General features: G+C 62.7%; 23 protein-coding genes. 13 read left to right on the forward strand and 10 right to left on the reverse strand.

The window, feature by feature from the left end; translation table 11 throughout:
• Window positions 1-118: 118 nt before the first annotated feature.
• A complete protein-coding gene (locus BUB62_RS15725) occupies window positions 119-1,153 on the reverse strand; it encodes an SDR family oxidoreductase (protein ID WP_073111703.1) in 1,035 nt (344 codons plus the stop codon).
• Window positions 1,154-1,589: 436 nt separating this feature from the next.
• Between BUB62_RS15725 and BUB62_RS15730 the strand changes: the two genes are divergently transcribed.
• From BUB62_RS15730 to BUB62_RS19150, 4 genes are all read left to right on the forward strand, one after another.
• Window positions 1,590-3,116 (forward strand): malate:quinone oxidoreductase, encoded by a 1,527-nt coding sequence (locus BUB62_RS15730; protein WP_073111705.1) that lies wholly within the window; start codon window positions 1,590-1,592, stop codon window positions 3,114-3,116.
• A gap of 96 nt (window positions 3,117-3,212) precedes the next feature.
• On the forward strand, window positions 3,213-4,064 hold the full coding sequence (locus BUB62_RS15735) for a hypothetical protein (RefSeq protein WP_073111707.1): 852 nt from the start codon (window positions 3,213-3,215) through the stop codon (window positions 4,062-4,064).
• A 153-nt stretch (window positions 4,065-4,217) separates the two neighbouring features.
• Complete coding sequence (locus BUB62_RS15740) at window positions 4,218-5,516, forward strand: PAS domain-containing protein (RefSeq protein WP_084539122.1); 1,299 nt, start codon at window positions 4,218-4,220, stop codon at window positions 5,514-5,516.
• Window positions 5,517-5,567: 51 nt separating this feature from the next.
• Window positions 5,568-5,921 (forward strand): CZB domain-containing protein, encoded by a 354-nt coding sequence (locus tag BUB62_RS19150; RefSeq protein WP_073111709.1) that lies wholly within the window; start codon window positions 5,568-5,570, stop codon window positions 5,919-5,921.
• Between the two features lie 241 nt (window positions 5,922-6,162).
• Here BUB62_RS19150 and BUB62_RS15750 read toward each other — a convergent pair whose 3' ends face one another.
• Together BUB62_RS15750 and BUB62_RS15755 are read right to left on the reverse strand one after the other, a co-directional pair.
• Window positions 6,163-7,692, reverse strand: coding sequence for a glycosyltransferase family 39 protein (locus BUB62_RS15750; protein WP_073111711.1), 1,530 nt, complete (start codon window positions 7,690-7,692; stop codon window positions 6,163-6,165).
• Window positions 7,693-7,754: 62 nt separating this feature from the next.
• Window positions 7,755-8,000: a hypothetical protein gene (locus BUB62_RS15755; protein WP_143164222.1), complete on the reverse strand. Its 246-nt coding sequence runs from the start codon at window positions 7,998-8,000 to the stop codon at window positions 7,755-7,757.
• A 151-nt stretch (window positions 8,001-8,151) separates the two neighbouring features.
• On the opposite strand from BUB62_RS15755, the gene BUB62_RS15760 reads away from it, so the two are divergent.
• Entirely contained in the window at window positions 8,152-9,495 is a 1,344-nt protein-coding gene (locus tag BUB62_RS15760; RefSeq protein WP_073111715.1) for a YfcC family protein, read from the forward strand.
• A gap of 184 nt (window positions 9,496-9,679) precedes the next feature.
• Here the strand turns inward: BUB62_RS15760 and BUB62_RS15765 are convergent, their stop codons facing one another.
• Complete coding sequence (locus BUB62_RS15765) at window positions 9,680-10,081, reverse strand: DUF6960 family protein (protein WP_073111718.1); 402 nt, start codon at window positions 10,079-10,081, stop codon at window positions 9,680-9,682.
• A gap of 66 nt (window positions 10,082-10,147) precedes the next feature.
• On the reverse strand, window positions 10,148-10,825 hold the full coding sequence (locus BUB62_RS15770) for a hypothetical protein (RefSeq protein WP_143164223.1): 678 nt from the start codon (window positions 10,823-10,825) through the stop codon (window positions 10,148-10,150).
• Window positions 10,826-10,996: 171 nt separating this feature from the next.
• Here BUB62_RS15770 and BUB62_RS15775 point away from each other — a divergent pair, with 171 nt between their 5' ends.
• Together BUB62_RS15775 and BUB62_RS15780 are read left to right on the forward strand one after the other, a co-directional pair.
• Window positions 10,997-12,814 (forward strand): alpha-amylase family glycosyl hydrolase, encoded by a 1,818-nt coding sequence (locus BUB62_RS15775; RefSeq protein ID WP_234988774.1) that lies wholly within the window; start codon window positions 10,997-10,999, stop codon window positions 12,812-12,814.
• A 144-nt stretch (window positions 12,815-12,958) separates the two neighbouring features.
• Entirely contained in the window at window positions 12,959-14,803 is a 1,845-nt protein-coding gene (locus BUB62_RS15780) for a glycosyltransferase (protein ID WP_073111801.1), read from the forward strand.
• Window positions 14,804-14,897: 94 nt separating this feature from the next.
• Here BUB62_RS15780 and BUB62_RS15785 read toward each other — a convergent pair whose 3' ends face one another.
• Complete coding sequence (locus tag BUB62_RS15785) at window positions 14,898-15,941, reverse strand: fasciclin domain-containing protein (RefSeq protein ID WP_073111722.1); 1,044 nt, start codon at window positions 15,939-15,941, stop codon at window positions 14,898-14,900.
• A 421-nt stretch (window positions 15,942-16,362) separates the two neighbouring features.
• Between BUB62_RS15785 and BUB62_RS15790 the strand changes: the two genes are divergently transcribed.
• The 5 genes from BUB62_RS15790 (at window position 16,363) to trpS (ending at window position 20,675) form a co-directional block, all read left to right on the forward strand.
• Window positions 16,363-17,199 carry a DUF4198 domain-containing protein gene (locus BUB62_RS15790; RefSeq protein WP_143164224.1) on the forward strand — a complete coding sequence of 279 codons (837 nt, stop codon included), beginning with the start codon at window positions 16,363-16,365 and terminating at the stop codon, window positions 17,197-17,199.
• Between the two features lie 107 nt (window positions 17,200-17,306).
• The gene (locus BUB62_RS15795; protein WP_073111726.1) at window positions 17,307-17,681 is read left to right on the forward strand and encodes an STAS domain-containing protein; all 375 of its coding nucleotides are present in this window, start codon (window positions 17,307-17,309) and stop codon (window positions 17,679-17,681) included.
• 117 nt (window positions 17,682-17,798) lie between these two features.
• The gene (locus BUB62_RS15800) at window positions 17,799-18,716 is read left to right on the forward strand and encodes a ribonuclease Z (protein ID WP_073111728.1); all 918 of its coding nucleotides are present in this window, start codon (window positions 17,799-17,801) and stop codon (window positions 18,714-18,716) included.
• A gap of 88 nt (window positions 18,717-18,804) precedes the next feature.
• Window positions 18,805-19,599: a queuosine precursor transporter gene (locus tag BUB62_RS15805; RefSeq protein ID WP_073111730.1), complete on the forward strand. Its 795-nt coding sequence runs from the start codon at window positions 18,805-18,807 to the stop codon at window positions 19,597-19,599.
• A 98-nt stretch (window positions 19,600-19,697) separates the two neighbouring features.
• The gene (gene trpS / locus BUB62_RS15810) at window positions 19,698-20,675 is read left to right on the forward strand and encodes a tryptophan--tRNA ligase (protein ID WP_073111732.1); all 978 of its coding nucleotides are present in this window, start codon (window positions 19,698-19,700) and stop codon (window positions 20,673-20,675) included.
• Between the two features lie 87 nt (window positions 20,676-20,762).
• Here the strand turns inward: trpS and BUB62_RS15815 are convergent, their stop codons facing one another.
• Window positions 20,763-21,617 carry a hypothetical protein gene (locus BUB62_RS15815; RefSeq protein ID WP_234988776.1) on the reverse strand — a complete coding sequence of 285 codons (855 nt, stop codon included), beginning with the start codon at window positions 21,615-21,617 and terminating at the stop codon, window positions 20,763-20,765.
• 82 nt (window positions 21,618-21,699) lie between these two features.
• Window positions 21,700-22,854 (reverse strand): CaiB/BaiF CoA transferase family protein, encoded by a 1,155-nt coding sequence (locus tag BUB62_RS15820; protein WP_073111734.1) that lies wholly within the window; start codon window positions 22,852-22,854, stop codon window positions 21,700-21,702.
• A 211-nt stretch (window positions 22,855-23,065) separates the two neighbouring features.
• Here BUB62_RS15820 and BUB62_RS15825 point away from each other — a divergent pair, with 211 nt between their 5' ends.
• Entirely contained in the window at window positions 23,066-24,682 is a 1,617-nt protein-coding gene (locus BUB62_RS15825; protein ID WP_073111805.1) for a DEAD/DEAH box helicase, read from the forward strand.
• Window positions 24,683-24,884: 202 nt separating this feature from the next.
• Here the strand turns inward: BUB62_RS15825 and BUB62_RS15830 are convergent, their stop codons facing one another.
• Both BUB62_RS15830 and BUB62_RS15835 read right to left on the reverse strand, forming a co-directional pair.
• On the reverse strand, window positions 24,885-25,298 hold the full coding sequence (locus BUB62_RS15830; RefSeq protein WP_143164225.1) for a hypothetical protein: 414 nt from the start codon (window positions 25,296-25,298) through the stop codon (window positions 24,885-24,887).
• 35 nt (window positions 25,299-25,333) lie between these two features.
• Window positions 25,334-26,269, reverse strand: coding sequence for a 1,4-dihydroxy-2-naphthoate polyprenyltransferase (locus BUB62_RS15835; protein ID WP_073111737.1), 936 nt, complete (start codon window positions 26,267-26,269; stop codon window positions 25,334-25,336).
• Window positions 26,270-26,300: the final 31 nt, after the last annotated feature.

Genomic DNA, 26,300 nt, shown 5'->3' on the forward strand with positions numbered 1-26,300 from the left:
AAGGCCTCCAGGCGGGATTCAACCGCCGCCCCTTGCCATAAAAAAAGCCCAAAGAAAAACCCCGCAGCCGGAGCCGCGGGGTTTTTCTTTGGATTGCCTGACTGCCGGGGCAAGTGGCTTACTTGCTTTTCGCCGCGCCGTTGTAGCCGTTCTGGGGCTTGCGTAGCAGGGCCGTGGCCACCGCCACGCCCGAGCCCACCAGCGCCACCGTGAGCAGCGGGTTCAGGGTGGCGGCGGTGTAGGCGCTGGTTTCGCGGGTGTGGCCGGGGTAGTTGCCACGCTCCTGCAGGGTGCCGGCGGCGTGGTCGAGGCCGTTTTCGCGGCGCGGCCGCGGTCGGCGGTCCGATTTTTCCTGCTTGGAAAACACGTTTTCCATGAACGAATCGAGCAAACGCGGGGCTAGGTGCGCCATGGCCACCATCATGCGGCCGCCGCCGCCCACCGTTATTTCGCGCTCGGGGTTTTCGGCGCAGTGCAGAATGGCGTTGGCCACGGTTTCGGGGGCGTAGGCGGGCGGGGCGTGCTGCGGCTCGCGGTCCATGTAGTTTTTGGCGTGCTGCGGGTAGGGCGTATCGATGGCGGCGGGCTTGATGAGCGTGACCGAAACCGGGGCCTCATCCATCTGCAGTTCCATGCGCAGGCCATCAGTAAAGCCCTTTACGGCGTGCTTGCTGGCGCTGTAGATGCTCTGCAGAATGGCCGTGCTCTCCGACAGAATGCTGCCCACGTTGATGATGGCGCCGCCGCGCTTCTTGAGGTGCTTGGCCGCTTCCAAAGAGCCGTAAATCAGCCCCCACACGTTGGTTTCAAACAGCTGGCGCATATCCTCAATCGGAATTTCTTCCAGCTTACCGTAGATGGAAACGCCGGCATCGTTCACCCACGTATCAAAATGGCCGAACTCCTGCACGGCCACCTGCGCAATGCGGCGCACATCGGCCTGCTCGCGCACATCGGCCACCACGTACACGGCCCGCCCGCCGGCCTGGTTTATTTCGGCGGCCAGCTGCTGCAGGGCCGCTTCGCTACGGGCGGCCAGCACCAGGCGGGCGCCGGCTTTGGCCGCCTGGCGGGCCGTTACGAGCCCAATGCCCGACGAAGCGCCGGTGATGACCATTACCTGATCGGAGAGTTTTTTCAGTTTGACGCTCATGATAATCGACTGGTTAGAAAGGTGAAACAGGATTTACAATGCGAATGCGCGGACCGGAAAACGCTCCACGAAACTCCTTAAACGGCTGCGCCTGCTTACGAGTTAGCGCACCCGAACAGCCGTAGCGCGGCCACAGATTTATAGCTCGTCAGCCCAAGCGGCAGCACAGCCGCAGCGCGGCGGCAGGTTTGTAGTATCTGGATAGGTAGAACGCAAAAGCCGCGTAGCGGTGACAGAACCGCCCGAACGACTCTGTCACCGCTACGCGGCTTTGTTTCTTTCTACGATTGGTGTCTACAAACCTGTCGCCGCGCTGCGGCTGTTCCGCTACTAAAACGAGCAGAAAAATCTCCTTTACCGCGCTTCCCGGCGTAATTTTAAAACCTGCGGGCGGCCCGGCCGGTAAAGGACTGTCAGCTGATCCAAAACCGCCGCCATGACCCCTTCCGATACTTCCGCCGCCCCCGCCCCCGATGTTGTTCTGATCGGGGCTGGCATCATGAGTGCCACGCTGGGCGTGCTGCTCAAGCAGCTGGACCCCACGCTCACCATCGAAATATTTGAGCGCCTCGACAGCGCCGCCGCCGAAAGCTCCGATGCCTGGAACAACGCCGGCACCGGCCACTCGGCCTTCTGCGAGCTGAACTACACGCCCCAGCTGCCCGATGGCTCCATCGAGACCAAGAAGGCGGTCAAAATTGCCGAGCAGTTTGAGGTGTCGAAGCAGTTCTGGAGCTTCCTGGTGGAGCAGGGCCTGCTGCCCGCGGCTGGCTCGTTTATCCAGAGCATTCCGCACATGAGCTTTGTGTGGGGACCCGAAAACGTGGAGTACCTGCGCAAGCGCCACGCCGCCCTCACGGAGTGCCATCTGTTTGCCGGCATGCAGTATTCTGAAGACTCGGCCCAGCTGCGCCACTGGATTCCGCTGGTGATGGAGGGCCGCGACCCGCAGGAGAAAGTAGCCGCCACCCGCATGGATCTGGGCACCGACGTGAACTTTGGCTCCCTCACGCGGGCCATGTTTCAGCACCTGCAGCAGCTGCCCGGCGTGCAGCTGCACTTCCACCATGAGGTGAGCAAGCTGCGCAAAGCCGACGACGGCCGCTGGGTGGTGAAAGTGCACGACCTGAGCACCGATGCCACCCACAAAGTGCGCACGCCGTTCGTGTTCATCGGGGCCGGTGGCGGCTCGCTGCCGCTGCTCGAAAAGGCGGATATTCCGGAAGGTCACGGCTTTGGGGGCTTCCCCGTGAGCGGGCAATGGCTGAAGTGCACCAACCCCGCCGTGATTGAGCGCCACCAGGCCAAGGTATATGGCAAAGCCTCGGTAGGCGCGCCGCCCATGTCGGTGCCCCACCTCGATACGCGCATGATTGAGGGCCGCCGCGAATTGCTCTTTGGCCCCTACGCGGGCTTCTCGACCAAATTTCTGAAGAACGGCTCCTTCTTCGACCTGCCCGCCTCCATTCAGGCCAACAACATCCGCCCCATGATTTCGGCGGGCCTGCACAACCTCTCGCTCACCAAATACCTCATCGACCAGGTGCGGCAGTCGCCGGAAGACCGGCTGGCGGCCCTGCGCGAGTACCTGCCCGCGGCCGAAATTCAGGACTGGGACCTGGAAGTGGCCGGGCAGCGCGTGCAGGTGATTAAGAAGGGCGAAAACGGCGGCGGCGTGCTCGAATTCGGCACCGAAGTGGTGAGTGCCGCCGATGGCAGCATCGCGGCGCTGCTGGGGGCCTCGCCGGGCGCTTCCACGGCTGTGGCCATCATGCTCGATCTGCTGGGCCGCTGCTTCCCGCAACAGCTCGGCACCGCTGCCTGGCAGGCCAAGCTGCGCCAGATGATTCCGTCGTATGGGCAGGCGCTGGGGCAGGATGCGGCGCTGGTAGCGCAGGTGCGGGCGCACACCTCGGCGGTGCTGGGGTTGGAGCCGGCTGCTCAGCCCACTGCCCAGCCGTAGCGGGGCGGCCGCCCCTTTTTTTAGCTCTGAAAGCTGCCGCTTCTGCGTAACTTGCTGATTCATACTGCTGGCCTTGGGTGGGCGGCGCGGCTTTTTATGAGTTTTATTTCGCTTACCTACTTTCTGCTGTTCCTGCTCGCGCCCCCCACGGCGCAGCCGCAGCCGCCCATCGAGCCCCTGCAGATTGCCGAGCAGTTTGTAGCGCCCGAGGGCTGGCCCGACATGAAAAGTTACCTCTGCTGTGAAGCCGCCGACCAGGCCCGCCGCCAGACCCTGGGCCAGCAGATCCCGCGGGCCCTGCGGCGGCGCTGCCAGCTGCTGCGCCAGGATTCGGCCCGCGCCGTGGTGGCCGTGGAGCTGCGCGACTCCACCACGCGCAACGATTTTTATTTGCACTTCCGCCGCGAGCCGGCGGCCGGCTGGAAGCTGCAGGCCGTCCGGTCGTTGGCCGCCTCGGGCCTGAGCACGCCCATGCTGCGCCTGCTTACCCAGATGCCCCCGGCCGAAATAGCCCGCTACAACCAGGCCCACCCCGCCGCCGACCATGCCTTCACCGTGGGCAACCTGCGGCTCTGGATGAGCGCCGATGCCGACATTGCCCGCCACTTCAGCCGCCGCCGCCGCGACTTTCAGCAGGTGGTGCGGCTGGTGCAGGCGCGGCCCTATTTTGCTCCTAGCGCCACCGCCGACAGCGCCGCCGCCGGCGAGCAGGCCGCCAACGCCGATCCGGCGGTGCGGCAGCTGCTGCGCACGCTGTTTATCAGCCGCGTGGGCCGGCACGACACGGGTTGCGGCACCTGCCTGGAGTTCATCATCGGCGGCACGCTGCACAACTCTATGGGCCTGCTCTACCAGCCCGATGCCGCCGCGGTGCCAGCCATGAGTCCGGCGCACATCATCGTCATCCGGCCGCTGGGCCAGGGCTGGTATCTGTATAAAACCACCTGAGCGGCGGCGACTAGTGCTTTTAGCAACATGCGGCCAACCCGGTTAGGAAAGGAGCCGGTTGCGTGCGTAATTTTGCGCTTTGCCTGCGCCTGATTTCCGGCTTTTACTATCCGCTTCTCTCTTTCCTGTCTCACCTTCTGCCCTGCCGTTGCCATGATTCCGGTTGACTATCAAAAGCTATTCCGCCAGCTGCCCGATGCTTTCATGCTGCTCACCCCGGAGGCCATCATCGTCGATAACTCGGACGCGCACGTGGCCGTGTCGCTCAAAAAGCGCGAGGAAGTGCTGGGCCGCTCCATGTTTGAGGCCTTTCCTTCCGTCGATCAGAACCAGGGCGACATCATTTTCCAGTCGCAGGAACATGTGCGGCAGCACCGCGAGCCGCACGCTATGCCCGTGATTCGCTACGACCTGCAGGTGCCCGCCGAGCGCGGCGGCGGCTTCGAGCCGATGTACTGGCAGGCCACGCACTTTCCTATTCTGGATGCGCGGGGCGAGCTGCTCTACATTCTGCAGAAGACCGAAAATATTACGGAGAAATACCTGGCCGAGCAGCGCAACGAGCAGATGCAGCGCGAGCTGGCCGAAAACCAGAACCGCACCGAGTTCATCCTGCAGTCGTTGCCGGCCCTGATCTGGACGGCCCGGCCCGACGGCTACCGCGACTTTTTCAACCAGCGCTGGCTCGCCTTCACGGGCAAGGCGCTGGAAGACCTGACCGGCTCGCAGTGGCTGGCCGACATTCACCCCGACGACGTGGCCCGCACCCAGAGTACCTGGCAGGAATCGGTGAAGCAGGGCACGGTGTATCAGGTAGAATACCGCCTGCGCCGCGCCGACGGCCAGTACCGCTGGGTGCTGGTGCGCGGCCTGCCCCGCCACGATGCCGACGGGCAGATTACGATGTGGGTAGGCTGCGGTTTCGACATTCAGGACCAGAAGCAGATGGTGCAGGAGCTATTAGAAGCCAATGAGCAGCAGGCCGATATGGCCGAGCAGGCCTACCACGCCCAGAAGCAGGCCCAGAGCCAGCGCGAAACCTTCTACAATCTGTTTCAGCAGGCCCCGGCCCTGATCTGCATCCTGCGCGGCCCCGAGCACACGTTCGATTTCGTCAATCCGCAGTATCAGCAGCTGTTTCCGCACCGCCAGCTGGTGGGCCTGCCCGTGACGGAGGCGCTGCCGGAAGTGGTGGAGCAGGGCTTTATCGGTCTGCTCGACAAGGTGTACCAGACCGGTGAAACCTTCCACGGCAACGAAATCCGCATCATGCTCGACCGGGATGGCAGCGGCCAGCTGCAGCCCAGCTACCTGAATTTCACCTACCAGCTCTTCCGCGAAGGCGACCAGAAAGCCGGTATCACGGTGTTTGCCTACGAGATAACCGACCTGGTGGAGGCCCGCCAAGCCCTGGAAAACCTGCGCGACCAAGGCACTGCGCCCTCCCAATAAGTAAGTGGTCCTGTTCTTCACGCCTTTCGGCCCCCGGCCGCCTCTCTCCCGATGGACATAACCACGCTGGACTTCCAGCAAGCCCGGATCAAACAGGTCCTGTTTAAGTCGCGCCTGCGCTCCGTGCTCTACGGCGTGCGCGAGGCCGACCCGGCCCTGTTCCGCCTCAGCGAAAACCCGCTGGGCCAGTGGCTGCAAACAATTGTGAAACCCAAATACGGCGCGTATCCCGAGGTGCGGGAGATTGAGCGCGCCATTCAGAATATGCTCGATGCCGGCCAGAAGCTGGTGCGCCAGTACCAGCGCGGCCAGATCGAGGAGTCCCGCGCCGGCCTCGACCAGGTAGACGTGTATGCCGCCCAGATCGAGCGGCTGCTGGGGAAGCTGGAACGGGGAATGGTGTAATTGTTCAGCCCCACCCCCCGGCCCCTTCGCCGCTTGATGCGCGGAATCCTGCGGGAGAGGGGGAGCCGGACGACTCCTAACGACAACGGCCGGCCGCTTCTCAGCGGCCGGCCGTTTTGGGTTTCCAGCAATTGGCAGGCGGTGGGGCTTTGAGGCAAGAGCCGAAAAGCTCTCACGGCCGCGCCGCCGTGGCTCCCTCTCTCCTCGGGAGAGCGGGTCGGGGGGGGTGAGGCCAGTGGGGCTACCTTTCCCATTCCGCCAGCGCCTGCCGGTGGTCGAGGTAGAGCGAGTCGATAGCGCTGGGCAGGGGGACGGTGCCGAGCATGACCACGGTGCTCTGCTCCCGGGCGTAGGGATTCAGTACGGTGGCCAGGCGCTGCCAGCGGGCGTAGCGGGCGGCGTTGTCGCGCTCCTGCTCCTGCACCCGGATGACGTGGCGGTAGGGCCGGGCCGGGCGGGCGGGCCACCAGTGGAGGTAGCTGCCGTTGAAGCTCAGGGCCGCGGGCAGGGCGCGGCGGCGGTTGTAGTAGTTGATGGCCCCGGCCTCGCCGTAGTTGTCGCACAGGATCAGGGTGCGGGCGCGGGTGGAGTCGGGCAGGCTTTGGTACACCTGCCAGGTTTTGTCGGCCAACTCCTGCCAGCCCAGCATATCGGCGAAATCCTGGGGCAGCGGGTGCAGCTGGCCATCTTCCCAGCGGTTGGCCCCGGTGCCGACGTAGTGACGGCCCAGGGCGGCCATGCGGGCCGGGGGCAGCACCGAGAAGGCGTAGGGCAGCGCGGGGACGGCCAGCACCAGCAGCACCAGCAGCAGCCCCAGGCGCAGCACCGGGCCCAGCCGGGGCCGGGACGCCAACTGCTGCTGCCACCACACCGCGCCGGCGGCAAACAGCAGGGGGAAGTAGCCCATGGCGTAGTAGTTTTTGCCGTGCAGGGCCGCCAGCAGGCCCACGCCCAGCACCGCCAGCAGCCCCACGGCCCGGTAGCGCCGGAAGGGCGCGTGCCCCAGCAGGGCCAGCAGCCCCGCGCTCCACACCAGCAGGGCCGGGAAAAACATCAGCAGCAGATCCTTGAAGAAGTCGGCCGTCGACACGTTGACCAGCTGGGTGTCGTGGAGCAGCGCCATGTGGTGGCGGAACGGAATGCCGTGGGTGAGCTGCCAGGCCAGGTTGGGGGCCCACAGCAGCAGGGCCAGCGCGGCCGCGCCCCAGGTGGCCGGGCGCAGCAGCAGGCGGCGCTGGGGCGAGAGCAGCACGGCCCCCACCAGCGCGGCAATAAAGAACAGGGCGGTGTACTTGTTGAGCAGGCTCAAACCCAGCGTGAGCCCCAGGGCGTAGAGGTAGCCGGCCCGGGGCTGCTGGGCGTAGCAGATCAGCCAGTAGCCGCCCAGGGTGAAGGTTAGGATTTCAAAGGAGTTGGGCTGAAACAGGGCGTTGATGTGCGCAAAAGCCGTGACCAGGTAGCACAGGCTGGCCAGAGCCACGGCCCAGCTGCCGCCGCCCAGCCGCTGGGCGGCCCGGCCCACCACGTAGATGGTGGCGGCACCCCACAAAAACGGCCAGAGTTTCACCCAGAAGTATCCACCGCCCAGCGCCAGCGTGAGCCAGCTTTGCAGCGCCATCAGGGGCGGTAGCTCCAGGTAGCCCCAGGCCAGGTGCCGGCCGTAGTCGAGGTAAAGATATTCGTCGCGGTGCAGCTCATACACGCGGCTGGCTAGTAGAAAGCCGAGGGCAAATTTGAGCGCGGCGAACAGGAGCGGAACAAGGCGTTTCATGCCGGAAGGGATTAGATCCGGCCAAAATAGTGCAATAAGGCTATACTTGCCGCCCGGCGGCGCTAAAACACCTCCGGCAGCCGGATGGAATCGAGGTAGGCCACCAGGCCCGCGGGCTGCTGAAACAGGTGAATGAACAGGATCTGCTCCTCGTCCTGAATGCGCCACACTTCGGCGTAAAAGTCGCCCCAGGCAAACAGGCGCAGGCTGAAGCTGTCCTCCGTGCGCTCGGCCAGGAAGTCGCCGTGGCAGGCGAGATAATCGGCTTGCTGACCCATCGGCAGCTTTTTAAAAACACGTAGATTCATAGGCGGCTTCCAGAACCGGAACCCTTAGCGGTCTGGTTCCAAATTCAGTACAACATATTTGGTATTTACTATTTAATCCTGCTTTACTGAACATTACGGCCTAAACCGACCCGCTATATCAATACTGCCGCCGCTCGTTTACCTTCGCGGCATGAGAACCATTCGCTTCCCCCACCCGCTCGTGCTGCTCGTGGGCTTCATCATGCTGGCCATGCTGCTGAGCTACGTGCTGCCCGCCGGCGAGTTTGCCCGCCACCCCGATGCCGCCACCGGCCGCGACGTGGTGGTGGCCGGCTCTTACCACCGCGTGGCGCCCACGCCCGTGAGCCCATTGCAGGCGCTGGTGGCCATTCCGAAAGGCATGGCCGAGGCCGCCAGCGTTATTTTCCTGGTGTTTCTGGCCGGCGGCGCCTTCACCGTGGTCGACCAGACCGGAGCCCTGCGCCGCGGCGTGGATTGGCTGCTGGGCAAGTTCCGGGGGCGCGAGGCGGCCGTGATTCCCATCATTGCCCTGCTGTTTGCCACGATGGGGGCGCTGGAAAACATGCAGGAAGAAATCATTCCGCTGGTGCCGGTGCTGCTCATTCTGATGCGCCGCATCGGCTACCCGCCGCTCACGGCGGTGGCCGTGAGCCTGGGCTCGGCGGCGGTGGGCGCGGCCTTCAGCCCTTTGAACCCGTTTCAGGTCGGCATTGCCCAGAAGCTGGCCCAATTGCCGCTGCTCTCGGGCGGTGGGTTCCGGCTGGCGTTTCTGGCCCTAGCGCTGGCCATCTGGATTGCCGGCCTGCTGCGCTTCGCCCAAAAAAACCGCGTACTGCCCGAGGCCGCCGATGCCACCGTAGACACAGCCGGCGCGGGCCGGCACGGCCTGGTACTGCTACTGCTGCTGCTCACGTTCAGCTACTTCACCTACGGCGTGCTGAAGCTGGGCTGGGACTTTGAGCAGATGGCGGCGCTGTTTTTCACGCTGGGCGTGGTGGCTGGCCTCGTGGGTGGCCTGGGCCTCACCGGCACCGCCGAGGGCTTCATCGCCGGCTTCCGCGACATTGCCTTTTCGGCCCTGCTGATCGGCTTTGCCCGCGCCATCTTTGTGGTGCTGGAGCAGGGCCATATCGTGGATACCATCGTGCAGAGCCTGTCCGCGCCGCTGGCGCATCTGCCCGTTACGCTCTCGGCGCTGGGCATGATGGGGCTGCACACGGCCCTGCACCTGCCCGTGCCCAGCGTGAGCGGGCAGGCCGTGCTCACCATGCCTCTGCTGGTGCCCCTCTCCGACCTGATCGGGCTGCCGCGCCAGGTTACGGTGCTGGCCTACCAGTACGGCGCGGGCCTGTGCGAATTGCTCACGCCCACCAACGGGGCCCTGATGGCCATGCTCGTAGCCTGCGGCGTGCGCTTCGACCAATGGTGGAAATTCGTGTTCCCGCTCTATCTGGCGCTGCTGGCCGTGGGCATCACAGCCGTCATTATCGGTATTGCGGTGGGGTTGAAATAACTGTCATTGCGAGGCGCAAGCCGAAGGCATCCGTCCTCTGAAATGTAAAAAGCTCCTTTTCAACAGAAAGCCCTGACGTATGCGTGCGTCGGGGCTTTCTATTTAATCAAGGCTTGGCTTACTGTCCGGGACGGATTGCTTCGCTTTGCTCGCAATGACAAAGCCTGTTCGCTCGTCCTGACGGCTACACCAGGCGCAGCTCGGTCGCCTCAAAAATCCGTTTCAGCTTGCGCTTTTTCTCTACAATCTGGAAGCGGGCCTGGTGGCGGGCTTCATCCCAGAATACGTCGGAAATAAGGCCCTGATGCGGTTTGCGGCCGGGTTCGGGCTGTGCTTCCTCCACCAAGTCGCCGAAGCTGAAAGCGGGCTTGTCGGGCAGCTCCGTAAACAGCTCCGCGCTGACTTTGAACTGCTGCTCATCGTAGCGCAGCAGAATCCAGTCGTCGGTTTCGTCTATTTTCTCGAAGAGCTTGCCCGTAGGCTCGAGCCACTCAAAGGTGCGGCGGTTGGCGGGGTGAATGTAGCGGAAGCCATAGTCGGGCGTCCAGGCATAGAGGCCGAAGACAACGGGTTTGGGTCGGGGCATAGCAACGAATAGTGCGGGCAAAGGTCCGCTAAAAACCCGTATTCGTGCCCGAAAGTTGCCCACGGTTTAACTCTCTGTACCGCCACCCATGCCTGCCGCGTGCGCCAGCAGCCGGTTGCGGTGCGCGGCCCCCTCATGCACGCTGCCAAAAGACAGCCGCTGCTGGCTGCCATCGGTGCGGTGCACTACCACGTCGGTTTCGCCCGCGGGCTCTACCCGGGCCACCTCGTCCCAGCGAAAGGCAAACCCGCGCCAAAATGGGTGCAGCCGCCCGCTGAAGCCCCCGGCGTGCAGGTGCAGATGGCGCCGCTTGTGCAGCTGGGCCATACCAAAGGCCATAAAGCCGTACCACACGGCCACCGCCCAATACAGCCAGGGCAATACGTGCAGGCGGTGCTCGCCGGTGCGCAGGGCCGTTTCGTGGTGGCGGTGCCAGATGTGGTAGCCCTCCAGGGCCAGAATGCCGGCCGCGGCCAGCTCCAGCCACGCCACCCGCTCATGGTGGCCGGGGCCGTGTTGGCGCAGCTGCCGCAGCTCCCGCAGCAGCAGCAAAACGTAGGCTGCCCCTACTGCCAGCTCCAGCCCCAGGAGCGGGGTCAACGATTCGGTGCCACCCAGCAGGCCGCTGAGGCCGCCGAGCAGAATCAGGGCGGGCACGAGGTGCGAGAAGCCCCGGACCCGCTCGATACGAACCCGATTTTTGTGATAGAGCGTGGTAGGGCCGGAAGCAGAAAGAGGATGCATAGCCCGAAGCACGTATTTTTTTGGCATTTCGTGCTGCTCGCTAATCGGAACCAGGATTTTTTTTGACTATTCAGGCTCACCGGTTTAGCCCTACGAATATAACCCCGGCGCTATTTATTCGGTTAAACCGCTGCGCCGTCGCTTGCGCGCGCCGTCCTTTTTCTGATTCCGATGCCTAAAATTTCTTCTCCTTCCCCTACCGCGCCGCAGGCCGGCATGGGGGCCATTCCGCACGCCGCGGGCACCACCTTCCGCGTGTGGGCTCCTAATGCCGACGAGGTTGCCGTCGTTGGCCCCTTCAACGACTGGAACCACCAAACCCACCCGCTCACCCACGAAGCTGATGGCTACTGGGCCGCCGACGTGCTCGGCCTCAAGCCCGGCACCGAGTACAAATTCTGGCTCTGCAATGGCAAAACCGAGCTGACCCGCAACGACCCTTACGCCCGCGAAGTCACGCACTCGGCCGGCAGCTCGGTGGTGCCCACGCTCGATTTTGACTGGGAAAACGACCACTTCGAGATGCCCGCCTGGAACACGCTGGTCATCTACGAGCTGCACGTGGGCACCTTCAACCCCACCACCCCCGAGCGCCCCGGCACCTTCCTCGACGTGGTGGAAAAGTTGGGCTACCTGCGCGATTTGGGCATCAATGCCATTGAGGTGATGCCGCCCACCGAGTTTCCGGGCGGGCGCAGCTGGGGCTACAACCCCTCCCACCCTTTCGCGCTGGAAACTGATTACGGCGGCCCGCAGGCCTTTAAGGAGTTGGTGAAGCAGGCCCACCGCCACGGCATCGCCATTATTTTGGACGTGGTATACAACCACTTCGGCCCCGGCGACCTGGACCTGTGGCAGTTTGATGGCTGGCAGGAAAACGACGGCGGCGGCATCTATTTCTACAACGACTGGCGGGCCGAAACGCCCTGGGGCCACAACCGCCCCGACTACAGCCGCCCCGAAGTGCGCCGCTACATCCGCGACAACGCCCTGATGTGGCTCGAAGACTACCGCGTAGACGGCCTGCGCTGCGACTCCATCTCCCACATCCGCAACGTGGACGGCAGCTCTGACCCCAGCCGCGACCTGCCCGACGGCTGGAGCCTGATGAAGTGGATCAACGAGGAGATTCAGGCCCGCATGCCCTGGAAAATCACCATTGCCGAGGATCTGCAGGGCAACGAGTTCATCACCCGCGCCCTCGCCGAGGAAGGCCAGGGCTTTGGCTCCCAGTGGGATGCGGCTTTTGTGAACATCATCCGCGACGCGCTGACCACGCCCGCCGACGCGGACCGCGACCTGAGCGCCGTGGCGCAGGTGCTACAGGCCAGCTACAACGGCGAGGCGTTTCAGCGCGTCATCTATACCGAGTCGCACGATGAGGTGGCCAATGGCAAGTCGCGGGTGCCGGAGGAAATCATGCCGGGCGAGGCGCATTCGTGGTTTCCGAAGAAGCGGGCCATTCTCGGGGCCGCGCTGGTGTTCACCGCGCCCGGCGTGCCCATGCTGTTTCAGGGCCAAGAGTTTCTGGCTGATGGCTTCTTCTCCGACGACCAGCCCCTGCAGTGGCAGCGCGCCGACGACCTGCGCGGCCTGGTGCATCTGTACCGGGATTTGATAGGCCTGCGCCGCAACTTGGCCGGCCTCACCCGCGGCCTCACGGGGCAGCACACCGAGGTTTTTCATCTCAACGACGACGACAAAATCCTGGCCTTCCGGCGCTGGGACGAGGGCGGCCCCGCCGACGAAACCATCATCCTGGCCAATTTTGCCGATGTTTCGCACGAGGCCTACACCATCGGGCTGCCCGCCGCCGGCCGCTGGCACGTGCGCTTCAACTCCGACTGGCAGGGCTACGACCAGGAGTTCGGCAACTTCGAGAGTGTGACGGCCGAGGCCGAGGAAGGCGACTACGACGGGCAGCCCTTTCACGCTTCCTTCGGCCTGGCACCCTATTCCGTGCTGATTATTTCGCAGGACGCTTCCTAGAGTCGTTTCCCGCAGAGGAGCGCAGAGGTTTCGCGGAGGTTCGCAGAGGTCGTTCTTCTGCGAACCTCCGCGAAACCTCTGCGCTCCTCTGCGGGAAATACCGTCAGGGCGCATATCTTGCCAATCCACGCCAAAACCCGCCGCATGCAAGTTCCCGCTTCCGCTCCCAACCCTATTGCCCCCGATGCGCTGCTGGTCGAAGTGGCCTGGGAAGTCTGCAATCAGGTGGGCGGCATCTACACCGTTATTCGCTCCAAGGTGCCCGCCACGGTGCAGGTCTGGGACGAGCGGTACTGCCTGCTCGGCCCTTATTTTCCGCACCAGGCCCAGGGCGAGTTTGAGCCCATTGATGAGTACGAGCTGGAGCAGCTGCGCCGGGACGACCCGTTTGCCGGGGCCGTGCGCCAGATGCGCGCTCAGGGCTACGAGGTGCAGTACGGGCACTGGCTAGTCACGGGCAAGCCGCGCGTGGTGCTCATCAGCCCGTTTCAGGTCTACGACCGGCTCGGCAGCATCAAAACCGACCTGTGGGAGCACCACGGCATCCCTACGCCCGACCACGACGACCTGCTGCACCAAGTGGAGGCGTTTGGGCTGCTGGCCAAGATTTTTCTGCAGATCCTGACCACCGAAACGGTGCCGCCGCAGCGCGTTATCGGGCATTTCCACGAGTGGATGACGGGCGTGGCCATTCCGGCGCTGCGCCGCGAGCAGGTGCCGGTGCACTTGGTGTTCACCACCCACGCCACGCTGCTGGGCCGCTACCTGGCCATGAATGACCCCAACTTCTACGACCACCTGATGCAGGTGAACTGGGCGGCCGAGGCGGTGCATTTCAACATCGAAACCGCCGTGCGCATCGAGCGGGCGGCAGCGCACGGCAGCCACGTTTTCACCACTGTGAGCGAGCTGACCGTGCGCGAGTGCATCTATCTACTCGACCGGATTCCGGACGCGGTGCTGCCCAACGGCCTCAACATCGAGCGGTTTGTAGCCCTGCACGAGTTTCAGAATCTGCACCAGCAGTACAAGGCCAAGATTCACGAGTTTGTGATGGCGCACTTCTTCCAGTCGTATTCCTTCGACTTGGATCAGACGCTGTACCTGTTCACCTCGGGCCGCTACGAATACCATAACAAAGGCTTCGACCTGACCCTGGAGGCGCTGGCGCGCCTGAACTACCGCATTCAGCAAAGCGGCATGGAAGGCCAGGTGGTCATGTTTTTCATTACGAAACGGCCGTTTCACAGCATCAATCCGCAGGTGCTGCAGAGCCGCGCCATCCTGGACGAGGTGCAGGAAACCTGCGAGGCCATTGAGCGGCAGGTGGGCGAGCGGCTGTTCTACGCCGCCGCCGCCGGCTCCGACCACCGCCTGCCCGACCTGAGCAGCATGGTAGATGACTACTGGAAGCTGCGCTTCCGGCGCACGCTGCAAAGCTGGAAAACCACCAATCTGCCGCCCGTCATCACCCACAACCTGGTGGACGATGCCAACGACGACATCCTGAACTTTCTGCGCCGCGCCAACCTGGTGAACAACCAACATGACCGGGTAAAAATCGTGTATCACCCGGATTTCGTGTCGCCTACCTCGCCGCTGTTTGCCATGGAGTACGGGCAGTTCGTGCGCGGCTGCCACTTGGGCATTTTCCCCAGCTACTACGAGCCCTGGGGCTACACCCCGCTCGAATGCGTGGCTCGCGGCGTTCCGGCCATCACCTCCGACCTTTCCGGCTTCGGCGACTACGTGATGCAGACCGTGCCTGACCACGAGGACAAGGGCATCTACGTGGTGAAGCGCCAGGAAAAAACTTTCGACGAATCGGCCGAGGAGCTGACCGATATGCTCTGGAACTTCGTGCAGCTCAACCGCCGCGAGCGAATCATGCAGCGCAACAATGTGGAAAGCTCGGCTGAGCTGTATGACTGGAAAAAGCTGCGCGTGTACTACGACCGTGCCTACGCTCTGGCTCTGGAGCGGGAATAGCGTTGCCAACGTTAATTCCTTCATACGCCACACTACCAAAACGGGCCCGGCTACTGTAGCCGGGCCCGTTTTGGTAGTGTGGCAGCCATTGTCACTACGGCAGCAGCACTTGGTCAATGACGTGAATCACGCCGTTGGTAGCCAGAATGTTAGCGGTAGTAATATTGGCCGCCGTGCCCGTGCCGCCGCGTACTGTAAAGCCGCTTCCCGCCGCGGCTATCGTTACGTTGCCGTTGAGCGTGGTGGCCGTGCCCGGAGCCAGATCGGAGGAAAACACCCGGCCCGTACCAATGATGTGCTTCTGCAGAATACCCACCAGCGTGGCATCCGGTATCTGACTGACGTTTTGCAGATTAAGGGCCGTGAGGGCTGCCTGAAACGCGGCATTGGTGGGCGCAAAAACGGTGATATTGGAAGTATTGGCGCTGGCCGCCGTCAACAAAGACGCGGCGGCGGGCCGGCTTAGGGCCTGTAGCAGCAGCGAAAACTGCGGCGGATTGGCGGCGGCGCTGGCCGCTACAATGGCCGCTATGCTCTGGCTTGGGGGCAGCAGCACGTTGTCGATGGCGTGAATGGTGCCGTTGCTGGCCCCCAGGTCGGCCGTGAGCACGCGGGTGCTGCCGTTGAGAAAGACGCTGGTGCCCGCTTTGGTGAGGTAGAGCGTGTTGTCATTAACGCCGCCCGCACTGGCCGGCCGGGCTGTAGTGCGGGAGCTGGCCCCGGCTGCAATGTCGGCTGCCTTGATATTGGCCCCTACCACGTGGTAGAGCAGCACGCCGCGCAGCGCGGCAATCTGGCTGGCATCCGTCACGGCGTTGATTTTGGCGGCCGTACTGAAGGCATCCAGCGGCCCGCCGGCCAGCTTCGCAAAGGCAGCATTGTTAGGGGCAAAGACCGTGAACGGGCCGGCTCCGCTAAGCGTGGTGGCCAGGTCTGCCTTGACCACAGCAGCCACCAGCGTGCTGAAATCAGGGTTGCTCTGCGCTACCTGCACCACGTTCTGCGCCGCCGGCGTGGTAGGCGTATCATCATCGTCGTCGTCGCAGGACGCAGTGCCTAAGCTGAGCGTGGCACCCAGCACCAGCAGCCACAAAATGCGCAGTGGCGGAAAGAGGCGAAAAAGAAAGACCTTTTTCATTTTGTGGAAGTTTTAATGGTGAAACATTCAACAATTTAATATATTAACATCCTGATAACTGAATTATTGTTTTGAGGCTGCCAAATTTTGTTCGGGCTACACTGGCCTGCCGCCTTTCCTACTGCGGTGCGGTTCTCCGGTTCCGGCTGGTGTACACAGGTCGTCAGGCTCACCTCTCCCTGAGGAGAGGGGCCGGGGGTGAGGTCCCCCGAGGCCGCGCCAAATACCCCACCCGGAAAACCTTCCCAGGTTCACGGTTTCAGGACAATGCTGAGCTAGCGGCAACCTATCTTTGCTTACTGCTGATTATCTGTCTGTTTTATTCTGTTCCCACGGTTTTGCTCCTGCTTCGGCGTCAGACAAGCCGCCGTGGCGCGTAGCTTTGCAGCCTGCCAATTACCTGCTGCCACCTGTCTGGTTTATGCCTCCACTATTTCGCTGCCTTCTCCTGTTGCTGTGCGCCACAATTGGGGTTTCAACTGGGCTGGCCAGCGAATTCTGGCTGCTGCCCGCGCGCTTCGTGGTGGCCCCGGGTACCCGGCTGCACATCCGCGTGCTGGTGGGCGACAATTTCAGCGGCACGCGCTGGGCGGGCCAGAGCAGCCGCCTCACCCGGTTTGTGCACTACACACCCACCGACAGCACCGACCTCACCCCCACTGCCCGCCAAACCGACACGCTCAACACCGCTGTCACCTTCAGCCAGCCCGGCCTGCACCTATTGGCCTTTAGCACCAGCGCGGCCGTGACGGTGATGGAGGCCGGCAAGTTCAACGCCTATCTGCAGGCCGCGGGCCTCGAGGAGGCGCTGGCCCTGCGTCGGCAGCGCCAGGAACTGGCCCAGCCCGGCCGCGAAGCCTACCGCCGCTGCGCCAAAACCCTGCTGCAGGTGGGCGCCGCCAGCGCCGATACGGCCCGCATCTACGCCCGCGTGGCCGGCCTGCCGCTGGAATTGGTGCCCGAGCAGAACCCCTACACCCTCAAGCCCGGGGCCTCGCTCACGCTGCGCGTACTGGCCGCGGGGCAGCCCGTGCGCGGGGCGCTGGTGCAGTTGTGGCAGCGCCCACCCGGCCAGCCCATGCAAGTAATCAGGGCGCGCAGTAACCAAAACGGCCGAGTGCTGTTTCGATTGGCAGGAGCCAGCAGCTACCTGGTGAGCACCGTGCGCATGGTGCCGGCCCCGGATGCCAAAACCGCTGACTGGCAGAGTACGTGGGCCACGCTTACCTTTGGCGGGCCCGGTATTTCGGGGCGCTGAAATCAGCGGATTTTCTCCTAACTTGGTCGTTACATCTTGCCTTCCGCACCCGAATATTTTTTTCCTACCTTCGCAACTCTCTTAAAAACTCCGACACCACTGACGGTATGAAGTACTCGATTGATAAAAAGGAAACTTACACGATAATCACCATTGACGAGAAGAAGCTCGACACGACCGTAGCGCCTGATCTGAAGTCGGAATTCGTGAAGTTGAACGCCGAAGGCATCAATAACCTGATCCTGGATTTGCAGAACGTAAAGTACACGGACTCGTCGGGTCTGAGCTCTATCCTCATTGCCAACCGTTTGTGCAACTCTACCGGCGGCCTGCTGGTGCTCACCGGCCTGCAGGATCATGTAATGAAGCTTATCACCATCTCCAAGCTGGAGTCGGTGCTGCACATTCTGCCTACCGTAGAAGAAGGCATCGACCGCATCTTCCTGCACGCCATCGAGCGGGACCTGACCAGCAAAGAATAGCTTTTTCTTTAGCCCCAAGCCTTAAGCTGCAAGCTGCAAGCTCTTTTGTTCTGTCGGCTGGTCCTCAGAACAACTGCTTGCGGCTTGCAGCTTAAGGCTTGGGGCTTTTTCCATCCTATGGAGTTTGAGCTGAAAATCCTGGGCAGCGCCTCGGCCACCCCGTTTCTGAACCGCCACCAAACGGCGCAGGTGCTCACGGTGGGCACGCATTCGTACCTCATCGACTGCGGCGAGGGCACCCAGCGGCGCCTGATGGAGCACAAGGTGCGCCACCAGCGGCTCAGCACCATGTTTATCTCGCACCTGCACGGCGACCATTTCTTCGGCCTGTTTGGGCTGCTGGGCACCATGCACCTGCAGGGCCGCACCGAGCCGGTACACCTGTTTGGCCCCGCCGGGCTCGATGAGGTGCTGACCACCCAGTTTCGCCACTCCCATACCCAGCTTTCCTTCCCGCTCGAATTCACGGCCGTCGACCCCGAGCAGCACGCTTTGGTGTATCAGGACCGCTACGTGACGGTGCACACGCTGCCCATGCGCCACCGCATTCCGTGCTGCGGCTACCTGTTTCGGGAGCAGCCCAAGCGCCGCCACCTCGACAAGGCCCGCCTGCCCACCGGCCTCACCCCCGCCCAGTACCAGGCCCTGGTGCAGGGCGACGATGTGCTGGACGCGCACGGCCAGCTGCTGGTGCGCAACCTCGACGTGACCACCGCGCCCAAGCCCTCGCGCAGCTACGCCTTCTGCTCCGATACGCTCTACACCGAAAGCCTGTCCGCGCTGGTACAAGGCGTGGATCTGCTCTACCACGAAGCCACTTTCCTGGACGACATGCGCGAGCGGGCCCTCACCACGCACCACTCCACCGCCCGCCAGGCCGGCCTGCTGGCCCGCAAGGCCCAAGCGAAACAGCTGCTCATCGGCCACTTCTCCTCCCGCTACCGCGACCTGGAACCGCTGCTGCGCGAAGCCCAGGCCGTTTTTGAGCCGGTAGCACTGGCCGTGGAGGGCTTGGTGGTGAGCGTGGCAGAGTAAGTTTTCAGTTCTTCCCAGCACGTCATACCGAGCGAAGTCGAAGCATCTCTACTGCAATGGTAATTACTGTTGCAACGAAGCGGTAGAGATGCTTCGACAAGCTCAGCATGACAGCCTGAATTTGCCTTCCCTCCTCTTGAAAACATTCGAACACAAAAAGACCCAGCTTTACCTCGTGCTCAGCGGCATTTTCATCGTGAATGCGCTGCTGGCCGAAATAATTGGGGTGAAGATCTTCTCGCTGGAACCCCTCATCGGGCGGCCCGACAACCTGACGGCGGGTGTGCTGATCTGGCCCGTGGTGTTCGTCACGACGGACATCATCAACGAGTATTTTGGCAAGGAGGGCGTGCTGCGCGTGAGCTACCTCACGGCGGGCCTGATTCTGTTTGCGTTCCTCATCATTTATGCCACCACCAAGCTGCCCCCGGCGGCTTTCTGGCTGGAAGTGAATGGCAAAGACCCGCTGGGCCAGCCCATCAACATCGACTTTGCCTACCAGATGATTTTCCGGCAGGGCATGGGCATTATTGCCGGCTCACTCACGGCCTTCGCCATCGGGCAGGTGCTCGATGCCACGGTGTTTCAATTGCTGCGCCGGGCTACCAAAGGCCGCTACATCTGGCTGCGGGCCACCGGCTCCACGCTCGTCTCGCAGCTTGTGGATAGCTTTGTGGTGCTCTACGTGGCGTTTTACCTGTTCGGCAACTGGAGCTTCGACCAGGTGTTGAGCGTAGCCAACACCAACTATTGGTATAAATTCGCCGCCGCCATTGTGCTCACGCCGGTGCTGTACCTGGCCCATTTTCTCATTGACCGGTATTTGGGCAAAGAGGAAACGGCCGAGCTGCAGCAGGAAGCGGCGGCTGATGTTAGCGTTTGAGAAATGCTGCGTTTCCAAGGTTGAGTGTTGAATTTCAACCAGATTTCTCCGGCTTTTCTCATTCAGCATTCAACCCTCAAAATTCAACATTTCCCTAAATGTCCCGCATTCTCACCGGCATTCAGAGCACTGGCCGCCCGCACCTGGGCAACCTGCTCGGGGCCATTCTGCCCGCCATCGAGCTGTCGAAAAACCCGGCCCACGACTCGCTCTACTTCATTGCCGATCTGCACTCGCTCACTACCGTGCGCGACGCGGAGCTGCTGCGCCAGAACACCTACGCCGTGGCCGCCGCGTGGCTGGCCTGCGGCTTCGATACGGAGAAAAACCTGTTCTACCGCCAGTCGGATGTGCCGCAGGTGACGGAGCTGACGTGGTATCTGTCGTGCTTCACGCCGTTTCCGATGCTGGCCAACGCCCACTCGTTCAAGGATAAGTCCGATAGGCTTTCGGATGTGAATGCGGGCCTGTTCACATATCCGGTGCTCATGGCAGCCGATATTCTGCTCTACGATGCTGAGATTGTGCCCGTCGGCAAAGACCAGATCCAGCACCTCGAAATTGCCCGCGACATTGCCGCCGCCTTCAACAGCCGCTACGGCGAAACCCTGACGCTGCCCCAGGCCCGCGTGGATGCCGAGCTGATGACCATTCCCGGCACCGACGGCGCGAAGATGAGCAAGAGCTACGGCAACATCATCGACATCTTCGCCCCCGAAAAAGAGCTGCTCAAAGCCATCAAAACCATCATTTCGGACAGCACGCCGCTGGAAGCGCCCAAAAACCCGGACGCGGACGTGACCTTCAAGCTCTACTCGCTGCTGGCCACGCCCGCCGAAACCGACACGATGCGCCAGAACTACCGGGCCGGCGGCTATGGCTACGGCCACGCCAAAAAGGAGCTGTACGAGCTGATTCTGCGCCGCTTCGCCACCGAGCGCCAGCAGTTCGATTTCTACATGAACAACCTGCCCGAGCTGGACGCCAAGCTGGCCGAAGGCGCCCGCAAAGCCCAGGCCTACGGCAGCGAAGTGCTGAACAAAGTGCGGGAGAAAGTGGGGTATATGGTGATATAGTGAGATGGCGAGTTTTTTTGTTCTGGCGGCGCATGTGGCGCAGATAGAACGAAAAACTCACCATTTTACCATCTCACTATCTCACCACTAATAAGCCAGCCCGTCCACGCTGGTGGGGTGTTTTTGTTCGTTGGAGAAGCTGAAGCCAACTTTGCTGCCGCGGCTGACCTGCTGGTTTTCGAGCTTTTGCTTCACCGTTATTTTCTGAATGTCCTGCATCGGCGGGGCAATCAGGTCGTTGTTGACGGAGGCAATCATGGCGCTTTCCACGAACAGGCGCAGCATATCAGGGGTCAGGAAGTTGTCGGCCATGTCGTTGTCGGGTAGCTCCAGCTGCTGCACTCCTTCCAGGAAGTAGTGATTTTCGATGTTGATGAGCAGGCGTCCGATCAGGTAGCCGGGGTCGTTCAGGCGCTGGTACTTGATGCTGTCGGCCATGAAGTTGTAGGCCATAATGTGGCCGAAAAACCGCCGCCGGAAATCCTCTTCCACGTATTTGGAGGCCATGGGGCCGTAGTCTTCGGGGAAGGTGATGATGTTCGAGTGCATCACGAACACGAGCAAATCGCCGGAGAACTTAATGTGAAACTCCATGTCGTTTACCGGCCGGTACTCCACCAGCACGCTGCTGTCGACGGGCGAGAGTTTGCGGCTCAGCTCCACCACCAGCTCCTGCGTCACCATGCGCAGCATATCGAACGCCGCCCCGGTATTGCGGAAAATGGCCTGCTTGGCAATGGATTTCTGCTTGAGGCCCTCAAAAATCTGGTCGAGGCGGTCGGCGGGAGCTTCAGTGGGCGAGCCGGGCGCGGCGGTGGGCTCGCCGTTGGTGGCGGTGGCCCCGGTCTGGCTTTCGGGGGCCGGCCGGGCCTCGGGCGCGGCGGCGGCCAGGGTTTCAGCAGCCAGCGGAATCAGGTTGGTGGGCGGGGTGGTATGAGGCATTGCGGAGAAAAAAGCGAGTGACGAAAGCCGCTGGCGGCACTGGTAAATACGGAAATAATTGGGGCAACAGTTTCGCCAGGCTTTAGCGCAGCAGCTCGGGCAACTCCGCCGCCGTATGCTGCCCCAGCAGCGGTGGTGCCGACAGCGCCGCCACTTCCGGCCACGCCGGGCTCCGGAACGCCACCGTGCGTACGCCCTGATGCGCAAAATCGGCCGGAGCGGGCAGCAGCATCGCCCCCGCCGATTCGTGCGTTAGCGCCTCCCCCACCGTGCGCACGGCCCCAGCCGGCACGCCCAGGCCCTCTAGCTGCCGGAGCAGCTCGGCACCATTTACCTCCCCTATGCGGGCGTGCAGCAAGGCCTCCAGCTCCGCCCGGTGCGCCACGCGGGCTTCATTGGTGGCGAAGCGCGGTTCGGCGGCCCACTCCGCCCGGCTCAGCGCCGCGCAGAGCTGCTGAAACTGCCGGTCGGTGCCCACGGCCAGAATGAGTTGTACGCCATCGGCAGCGCGGTATACGGTGCCGTAGGGCACGATGCTGGGGTGGCCCGAGCCCAGCGGCTGTGGGTCGTGGCCCGCCACGAGGAAGGTGGCGGCCTGGTTGGCCAGAGAGGCCAGGGCGCTATCCAGTAAGGACACCTGCACCAACGCCCCTTCGCCGGTGCAGGCGCGGCGGTAGAGGGCCGTGAGCAGGCCTTCCTTGAGCTGATGCGCGGCCAGCAGGTCGATGAGGGCCACGGGCATCTTTTGGGGCGCGTGGCCGGGCAGCGCGTTCAGGTGCATGAAGCCGGCTTCGGCCTGCAGCACGGCATCGTAGCCGGCGCGGGGGCTGGCGGGGCCGTAGCCGCTGAGGTGGCCATAAATCAGCTCTGGGTTGTGCTGGCGCAGGGTGTCGTAGTCCACGCCCAGCTTTTCGGCATCGCCGGGCTTGTAGCTGGCCAGCACCACATCGGCGCGGGCGGCGAGGCGGTACACGGCGGCCAGCCCAGCGGGCGTACGCAAATCCAGCACGATAGACTTTTTGCCCCAGTTGGAGGAGCTGAAATAGGCGGAAATATCGGTTTCGGCGGGCTCGGCGGCGGTTTTCCAGGTGCGGGTCACGTCGCCGGCCGGGGGCTCCACTTTCAGCACGAAGGCTCCCAGCTCGGCAAAAAACTGGCCCACCTGCGGGCCGGCCAGCACGGTGGCGAGTTCCAGAATGACGAGGTCGGCGAAGGGCGGGGCGGGGGCAGATTTCATGCGGGTAAAGAAACAACGGAATGCCCTATACCGGCCTGCCCGCCCCCGGCTTACCTGAACCCTGCCCACCCGAATTCCCTTATCTTTACCACAAATCAAGCGGTTTGCTGACCGAAAAACAGGGTCAGCGCATACTTTCACTTCATTTCGCTGAACCTTGAAGTTTACCGATTTCAATCTGCACGACGACCTGCTGGCCGGTGTGGATGCCATGAACTATCAGAATGCCACGCCCATTCAGGAGCAGGCTATTCCCCGAATTATCGAAGGCAAAGACCTGATTGCCTGCGCCCAGACCGGCACCGGCAAAACCGCCGCCTACCTGCTGCCGCTGCTCGACAAGATTTCGCACGCCAAGCACGGCCACACCTCCACGCTCATCCTGGTGCCCACCCGCGAACTGGCCACCCAGATCGACGAGCAGGTGACGGGCTTCGGCTATTTCGTGGAAGCCAGCAGCATTGCCATTTATGGCGGCGGCAAAAGCGAGAACTGGGAGCAGCAGAAACGCGCCCTCACCTCGGGGGCCGATATCATTGTGGCCACGCCCGGCCGCCTCATCGCCCACCTGCAGATGGGCTACGTTAAGTTCGACCAGATCAAGTACTTGGTGCTGGATGAGGCCGATAAGATGATGGACATGGGCTTTTCGGACGACATTCTGAACATCGTGCGTCAGTTGCCCAAGCAGCGGCAGACGCTGCTGTTTTCGGCCACCATGCCCACCAAAATCCGCGACTTCTCGAAGCAGATTCTGCACGAGCCCGAGGAAATCCGGCTGGCCGTGTCGAAGCCCGCCGCCGGCATCGACCAGCAGTTCTACATGGCCTTCGACCGCCAGAAGATTCACCTGCTGGAGCACATCATCAAAACCCAGGAGGTGCAGAGCATGGTGCTGTTTACGAGCCAGAAAGCGGCCGTAGCGGGCATCGTGCGGGCCATCAACAAGCTGGGCTACGTGGCCCAGGGCATCAGCTCCGACCGCACCCAGGAGGAGCGCGAGCAGATCATGCGCGACTTCAAAAACAAGTCGTTCCCGATTCTGGTGGCCACCGACGTGCTCAGCCGCGGCATCGACATCGACTCGCTGAGCCACGTGGTGAACTACGACATTCCCCGCGCCGCGGAAGACTACGTGCACCGCATCGGCCGCACAGCCCGCGCCGCCACCAAAGGCACGGCCATCACCTTCATTGCCGACCAGGACCAGGACCGCGTGCTCAAGATTGAGAAGCTCATTGAGCGCGAAGTGGAGAAGCAGGACATCACCGAAAGCCTTGGCCTGGGCCCCGCCCCGGAGTTTGACCCCAAGCGCTTCAGCGGCCTGGGCGGCAAAATAGGCGGCCGCCCCGAGCGTGGTGGCCGGAGCGGCGGCGGCGGCAGCAGCCGCGGCCCGCGCCCCGAAGGCGGTGCCCCCCGCGGCGAAAACGGCCGCGACGGCAGCCGCCCACGCCGCGATGCCGACCCGAAAGACCCCAAGCACAAGGAGCGCATTGCCAAAGCCCAAGCTGCCCTAGCGGCGCTGGATGCCGGCCAGGCTCCGGCCGTGCCCTACCAGCGCCCGCCCCGCCCCGAAGGCGAAGCCCGCCCACCCCGCGCCCCCCGTCCGGATGGAGAAGCTCGCCCTGCGCGGGAGCCTCGCGCTCCGCGCCTAGAAGGGGAAGACCGCCCGCCGCGGGAGCCACGGGCCGAAGGCGAAGCCGGGGAAAGCAAGACGCGCCGCAAGCGTGGTGGCCGCAATCGGGGTGGCCGGGGCCCACGTCCGGAAGGTGGAGTGGCTACGGCTGAGGCCTCAGCCCCGGTGCCCGCGGCTCCGAGTGCTGAGTAAGGCGTAAGAACGCAAAAGAGCCCCGCTACGAAAGTTGCGGGGCTTTTTTGTGCTTGGGCAAGCGGTAGAAGCAGTGGGCAGTGGCTTTGGAGTTTCGCACGTGTCATTCTTCTCTCAGTACCTATCCTCAGACCTTGGCAAGCAAGAAACCACCTCTCTCCAACACTTCCGAATTGGTTAAGCAGCAGGGTTGATTTAGCTGCTAATTGTTGTCCGTTCTCATATTCAATTCTTCAACTGGGTGCCCTAATTTTTTCAACCAAGCCTTCAGCTTTGGATAAGCATTATTATCAAGGCTAATGTCCAGACCACGATCAGTCATCAGATTGTCACACTCTAAACAGATATTCAGGATTGAAACAACTCGGTTGTCCCGGTCAAAAAACATTAGAGCATCCCGATAAACCGGACTACACATCCAACGGTCATCATCAATTAGCGGAGACTCTAGAATAGCCACGAGTTCCCGAGTCAGCAGATCATCCTCACTCAGTCTTTTGATGATGACACTACTTGGATCCAGGTCACCTTTCCTATCAGTTAAGAATACTCCTAGTTGACTGGCTTGGTCAGGATATCTATTGAATGAATAAGTAGATAGACGGGCGAAATTCATCCCCCTGATATAGTCACGGCTGGCATGAGGCTGTATCATAGCACCTGCCCCACCCCAAACAGCAACGTAAACACCAATGTCGTCAGGGCCATCTGCTTTAGCAGCGGGTCGAGCTGCATGCTTTCCTGGCGCTGCCCCACGGCGCGGGCGTTGCGCACCAGCAGCGGAGCGGCCAGCACAAACAGCCATTGCCAGGGCGAGTGATACGTGAGCGTGACGTAGACCACGGCGCAGCCGAAGCCCAGCAGCAGCAGCAGCCAGTGGTAGCGGCGGGCCCGCACCGGCCCCAGCCGCACCGGAATGGTGATTTTGCCAGCCAGCTCGTCGGAGCGAATGTCGCGGATGTTGTTCACGTTCAGTACGGCCGTAGCGAAGCAGCCCAGCGCGGCGGCGGGCAGCAGCACCGTGAGCGGCAGCATGCGGGTTTGCAGATAATACGTGCCGCACACGCCCACCAAACCAAAGAAAGTGAATACCGATAGGTCGCCGAGGCCGGCATAGCCGTAGGGCTTGGCACCAGCCGTGTAGTTGACGGCTGCCCAGATGGCGCTCAGGCCCAGCACCAAAAACGTGAGAAAAATCCAGGTGCCGGCCGTGCCCAGCGCCACCCACAGCAGCCCCAGCCCACTCAGCAGCGACAGCAGCCCAAACAGGCTCATGCCGCGCTTCATCTGGGCTGGGCTGATGGCTCCGCTCTGCACGGCCCGTTGGGGCCCTTCGCGGTGCACGCTGTCGGCGCCGTTCTGGGAGTCGCCGTAGTCGTTGGCGAGGTTGCTCAGAATCTGGAGCAGGATGGTGGTGAGAGCCGCCAGCCCTACCACGACCGGGCGGAACTGCCCGTGGCTGGCCGCCAGGAAGCCTCCCGTAAGGATGCTGGCCAGCGCCAGCGGCAGCGTGCGGGGCCGAAAAGCCGAAATCCAGGCTTGAGCCGGGCTGGTGGCGGGAGAAGCTGTAGGAGGAATGGTGGACATAGAAAGCGAAGAAACGTCATGCTGAGCGAAG

It is taken from the genome of Hymenobacter daecheongensis DSM 21074 (assembly GCF_900141805.1).
Lineage (GTDB): Bacteria > Bacteroidota > Bacteroidia > Cytophagales > Hymenobacteraceae > Hymenobacter > Hymenobacter daecheongensis.

Excerpts from the sequence above, each read along its gene's own strand:
- BUB62_RS15725 (WP_073111703.1), bottom strand. The coding sequence starts at position 1,153 with ATGAGCGTCAAACTGAAAAAACTCTCCGATCAGGTAATGGTCATCACC.
- BUB62_RS15730 (WP_073111705.1), top strand. The coding sequence starts at position 1,590 with ATGACCCCTTCCGATACTTCCGCCGCCCCCGCCCCCGATGTTGTTCTG.
- BUB62_RS15735 (WP_073111707.1), top strand. The coding sequence starts at position 3,213 with ATGAGTTTTATTTCGCTTACCTACTTTCTGCTGTTCCTGCTCGCGCCC.
- BUB62_RS15740 (WP_084539122.1), top strand. The coding sequence starts at position 4,218 with ATGATTCCGGTTGACTATCAAAAGCTATTCCGCCAGCTGCCCGATGCT.
- BUB62_RS19150 (WP_073111709.1), top strand. The coding sequence starts at position 5,568 with ATGGACATAACCACGCTGGACTTCCAGCAAGCCCGGATCAAACAGGTC.
- BUB62_RS15750 (WP_073111711.1), bottom strand. The coding sequence starts at position 7,692 with ATGAAACGCCTTGTTCCGCTCCTGTTCGCCGCGCTCAAATTTGCCCTC.
- BUB62_RS15755 (WP_143164222.1), bottom strand. The coding sequence starts at position 8,000 with ATGAATCTACGTGTTTTTAAAAAGCTGCCGATGGGTCAGCAAGCCGAT.
- BUB62_RS15760 (WP_073111715.1), top strand. The coding sequence starts at position 8,152 with ATGAGAACCATTCGCTTCCCCCACCCGCTCGTGCTGCTCGTGGGCTTC.
- BUB62_RS15765 (WP_073111718.1), bottom strand. The coding sequence starts at position 10,081 with ATGCCCCGACCCAAACCCGTTGTCTTCGGCCTCTATGCCTGGACGCCC.
- BUB62_RS15770 (WP_143164223.1), bottom strand. The coding sequence starts at position 10,825 with ATGCATCCTCTTTCTGCTTCCGGCCCTACCACGCTCTATCACAAAAAT.
- BUB62_RS15775 (WP_234988774.1), top strand. The coding sequence starts at position 10,997 with ATGCCTAAAATTTCTTCTCCTTCCCCTACCGCGCCGCAGGCCGGCATG.
- BUB62_RS15780 (WP_073111801.1), top strand. The coding sequence starts at position 12,959 with ATGCAAGTTCCCGCTTCCGCTCCCAACCCTATTGCCCCCGATGCGCTG.
- BUB62_RS15785 (WP_073111722.1), bottom strand. The coding sequence starts at position 15,941 with ATGAAAAAGGTCTTTCTTTTTCGCCTCTTTCCGCCACTGCGCATTTTG.
- BUB62_RS15790 (WP_143164224.1), top strand. The coding sequence starts at position 16,363 with ATGCCTCCACTATTTCGCTGCCTTCTCCTGTTGCTGTGCGCCACAATT.
- BUB62_RS15795 (WP_073111726.1), top strand. The coding sequence starts at position 17,307 with ATGAAGTACTCGATTGATAAAAAGGAAACTTACACGATAATCACCATT.
- BUB62_RS15800 (WP_073111728.1), top strand. The coding sequence starts at position 17,799 with ATGGAGTTTGAGCTGAAAATCCTGGGCAGCGCCTCGGCCACCCCGTTT.
- BUB62_RS15805 (WP_073111730.1), top strand. The coding sequence starts at position 18,805 with ATGCTTCGACAAGCTCAGCATGACAGCCTGAATTTGCCTTCCCTCCTC.
- trpS (WP_073111732.1), top strand. The coding sequence starts at position 19,698 with ATGTCCCGCATTCTCACCGGCATTCAGAGCACTGGCCGCCCGCACCTG.
- BUB62_RS15815 (WP_234988776.1), bottom strand. The coding sequence starts at position 21,617 with ATGCCTCATACCACCCCGCCCACCAACCTGATTCCGCTGGCTGCTGAA.
- BUB62_RS15820 (WP_073111734.1), bottom strand. The coding sequence starts at position 22,854 with ATGAAATCTGCCCCCGCCCCGCCCTTCGCCGACCTCGTCATTCTGGAA.
- BUB62_RS15825 (WP_073111805.1), top strand. The coding sequence starts at position 23,066 with ATGAACTATCAGAATGCCACGCCCATTCAGGAGCAGGCTATTCCCCGA.
- BUB62_RS15830 (WP_143164225.1), bottom strand. The coding sequence starts at position 25,298 with ATGAATTTCGCCCGTCTATCTACTTATTCATTCAATAGATATCCTGAC.
- BUB62_RS15835 (WP_073111737.1), bottom strand. The coding sequence starts at position 26,269 with ATGTCCACCATTCCTCCTACAGCTTCTCCCGCCACCAGCCCGGCTCAA.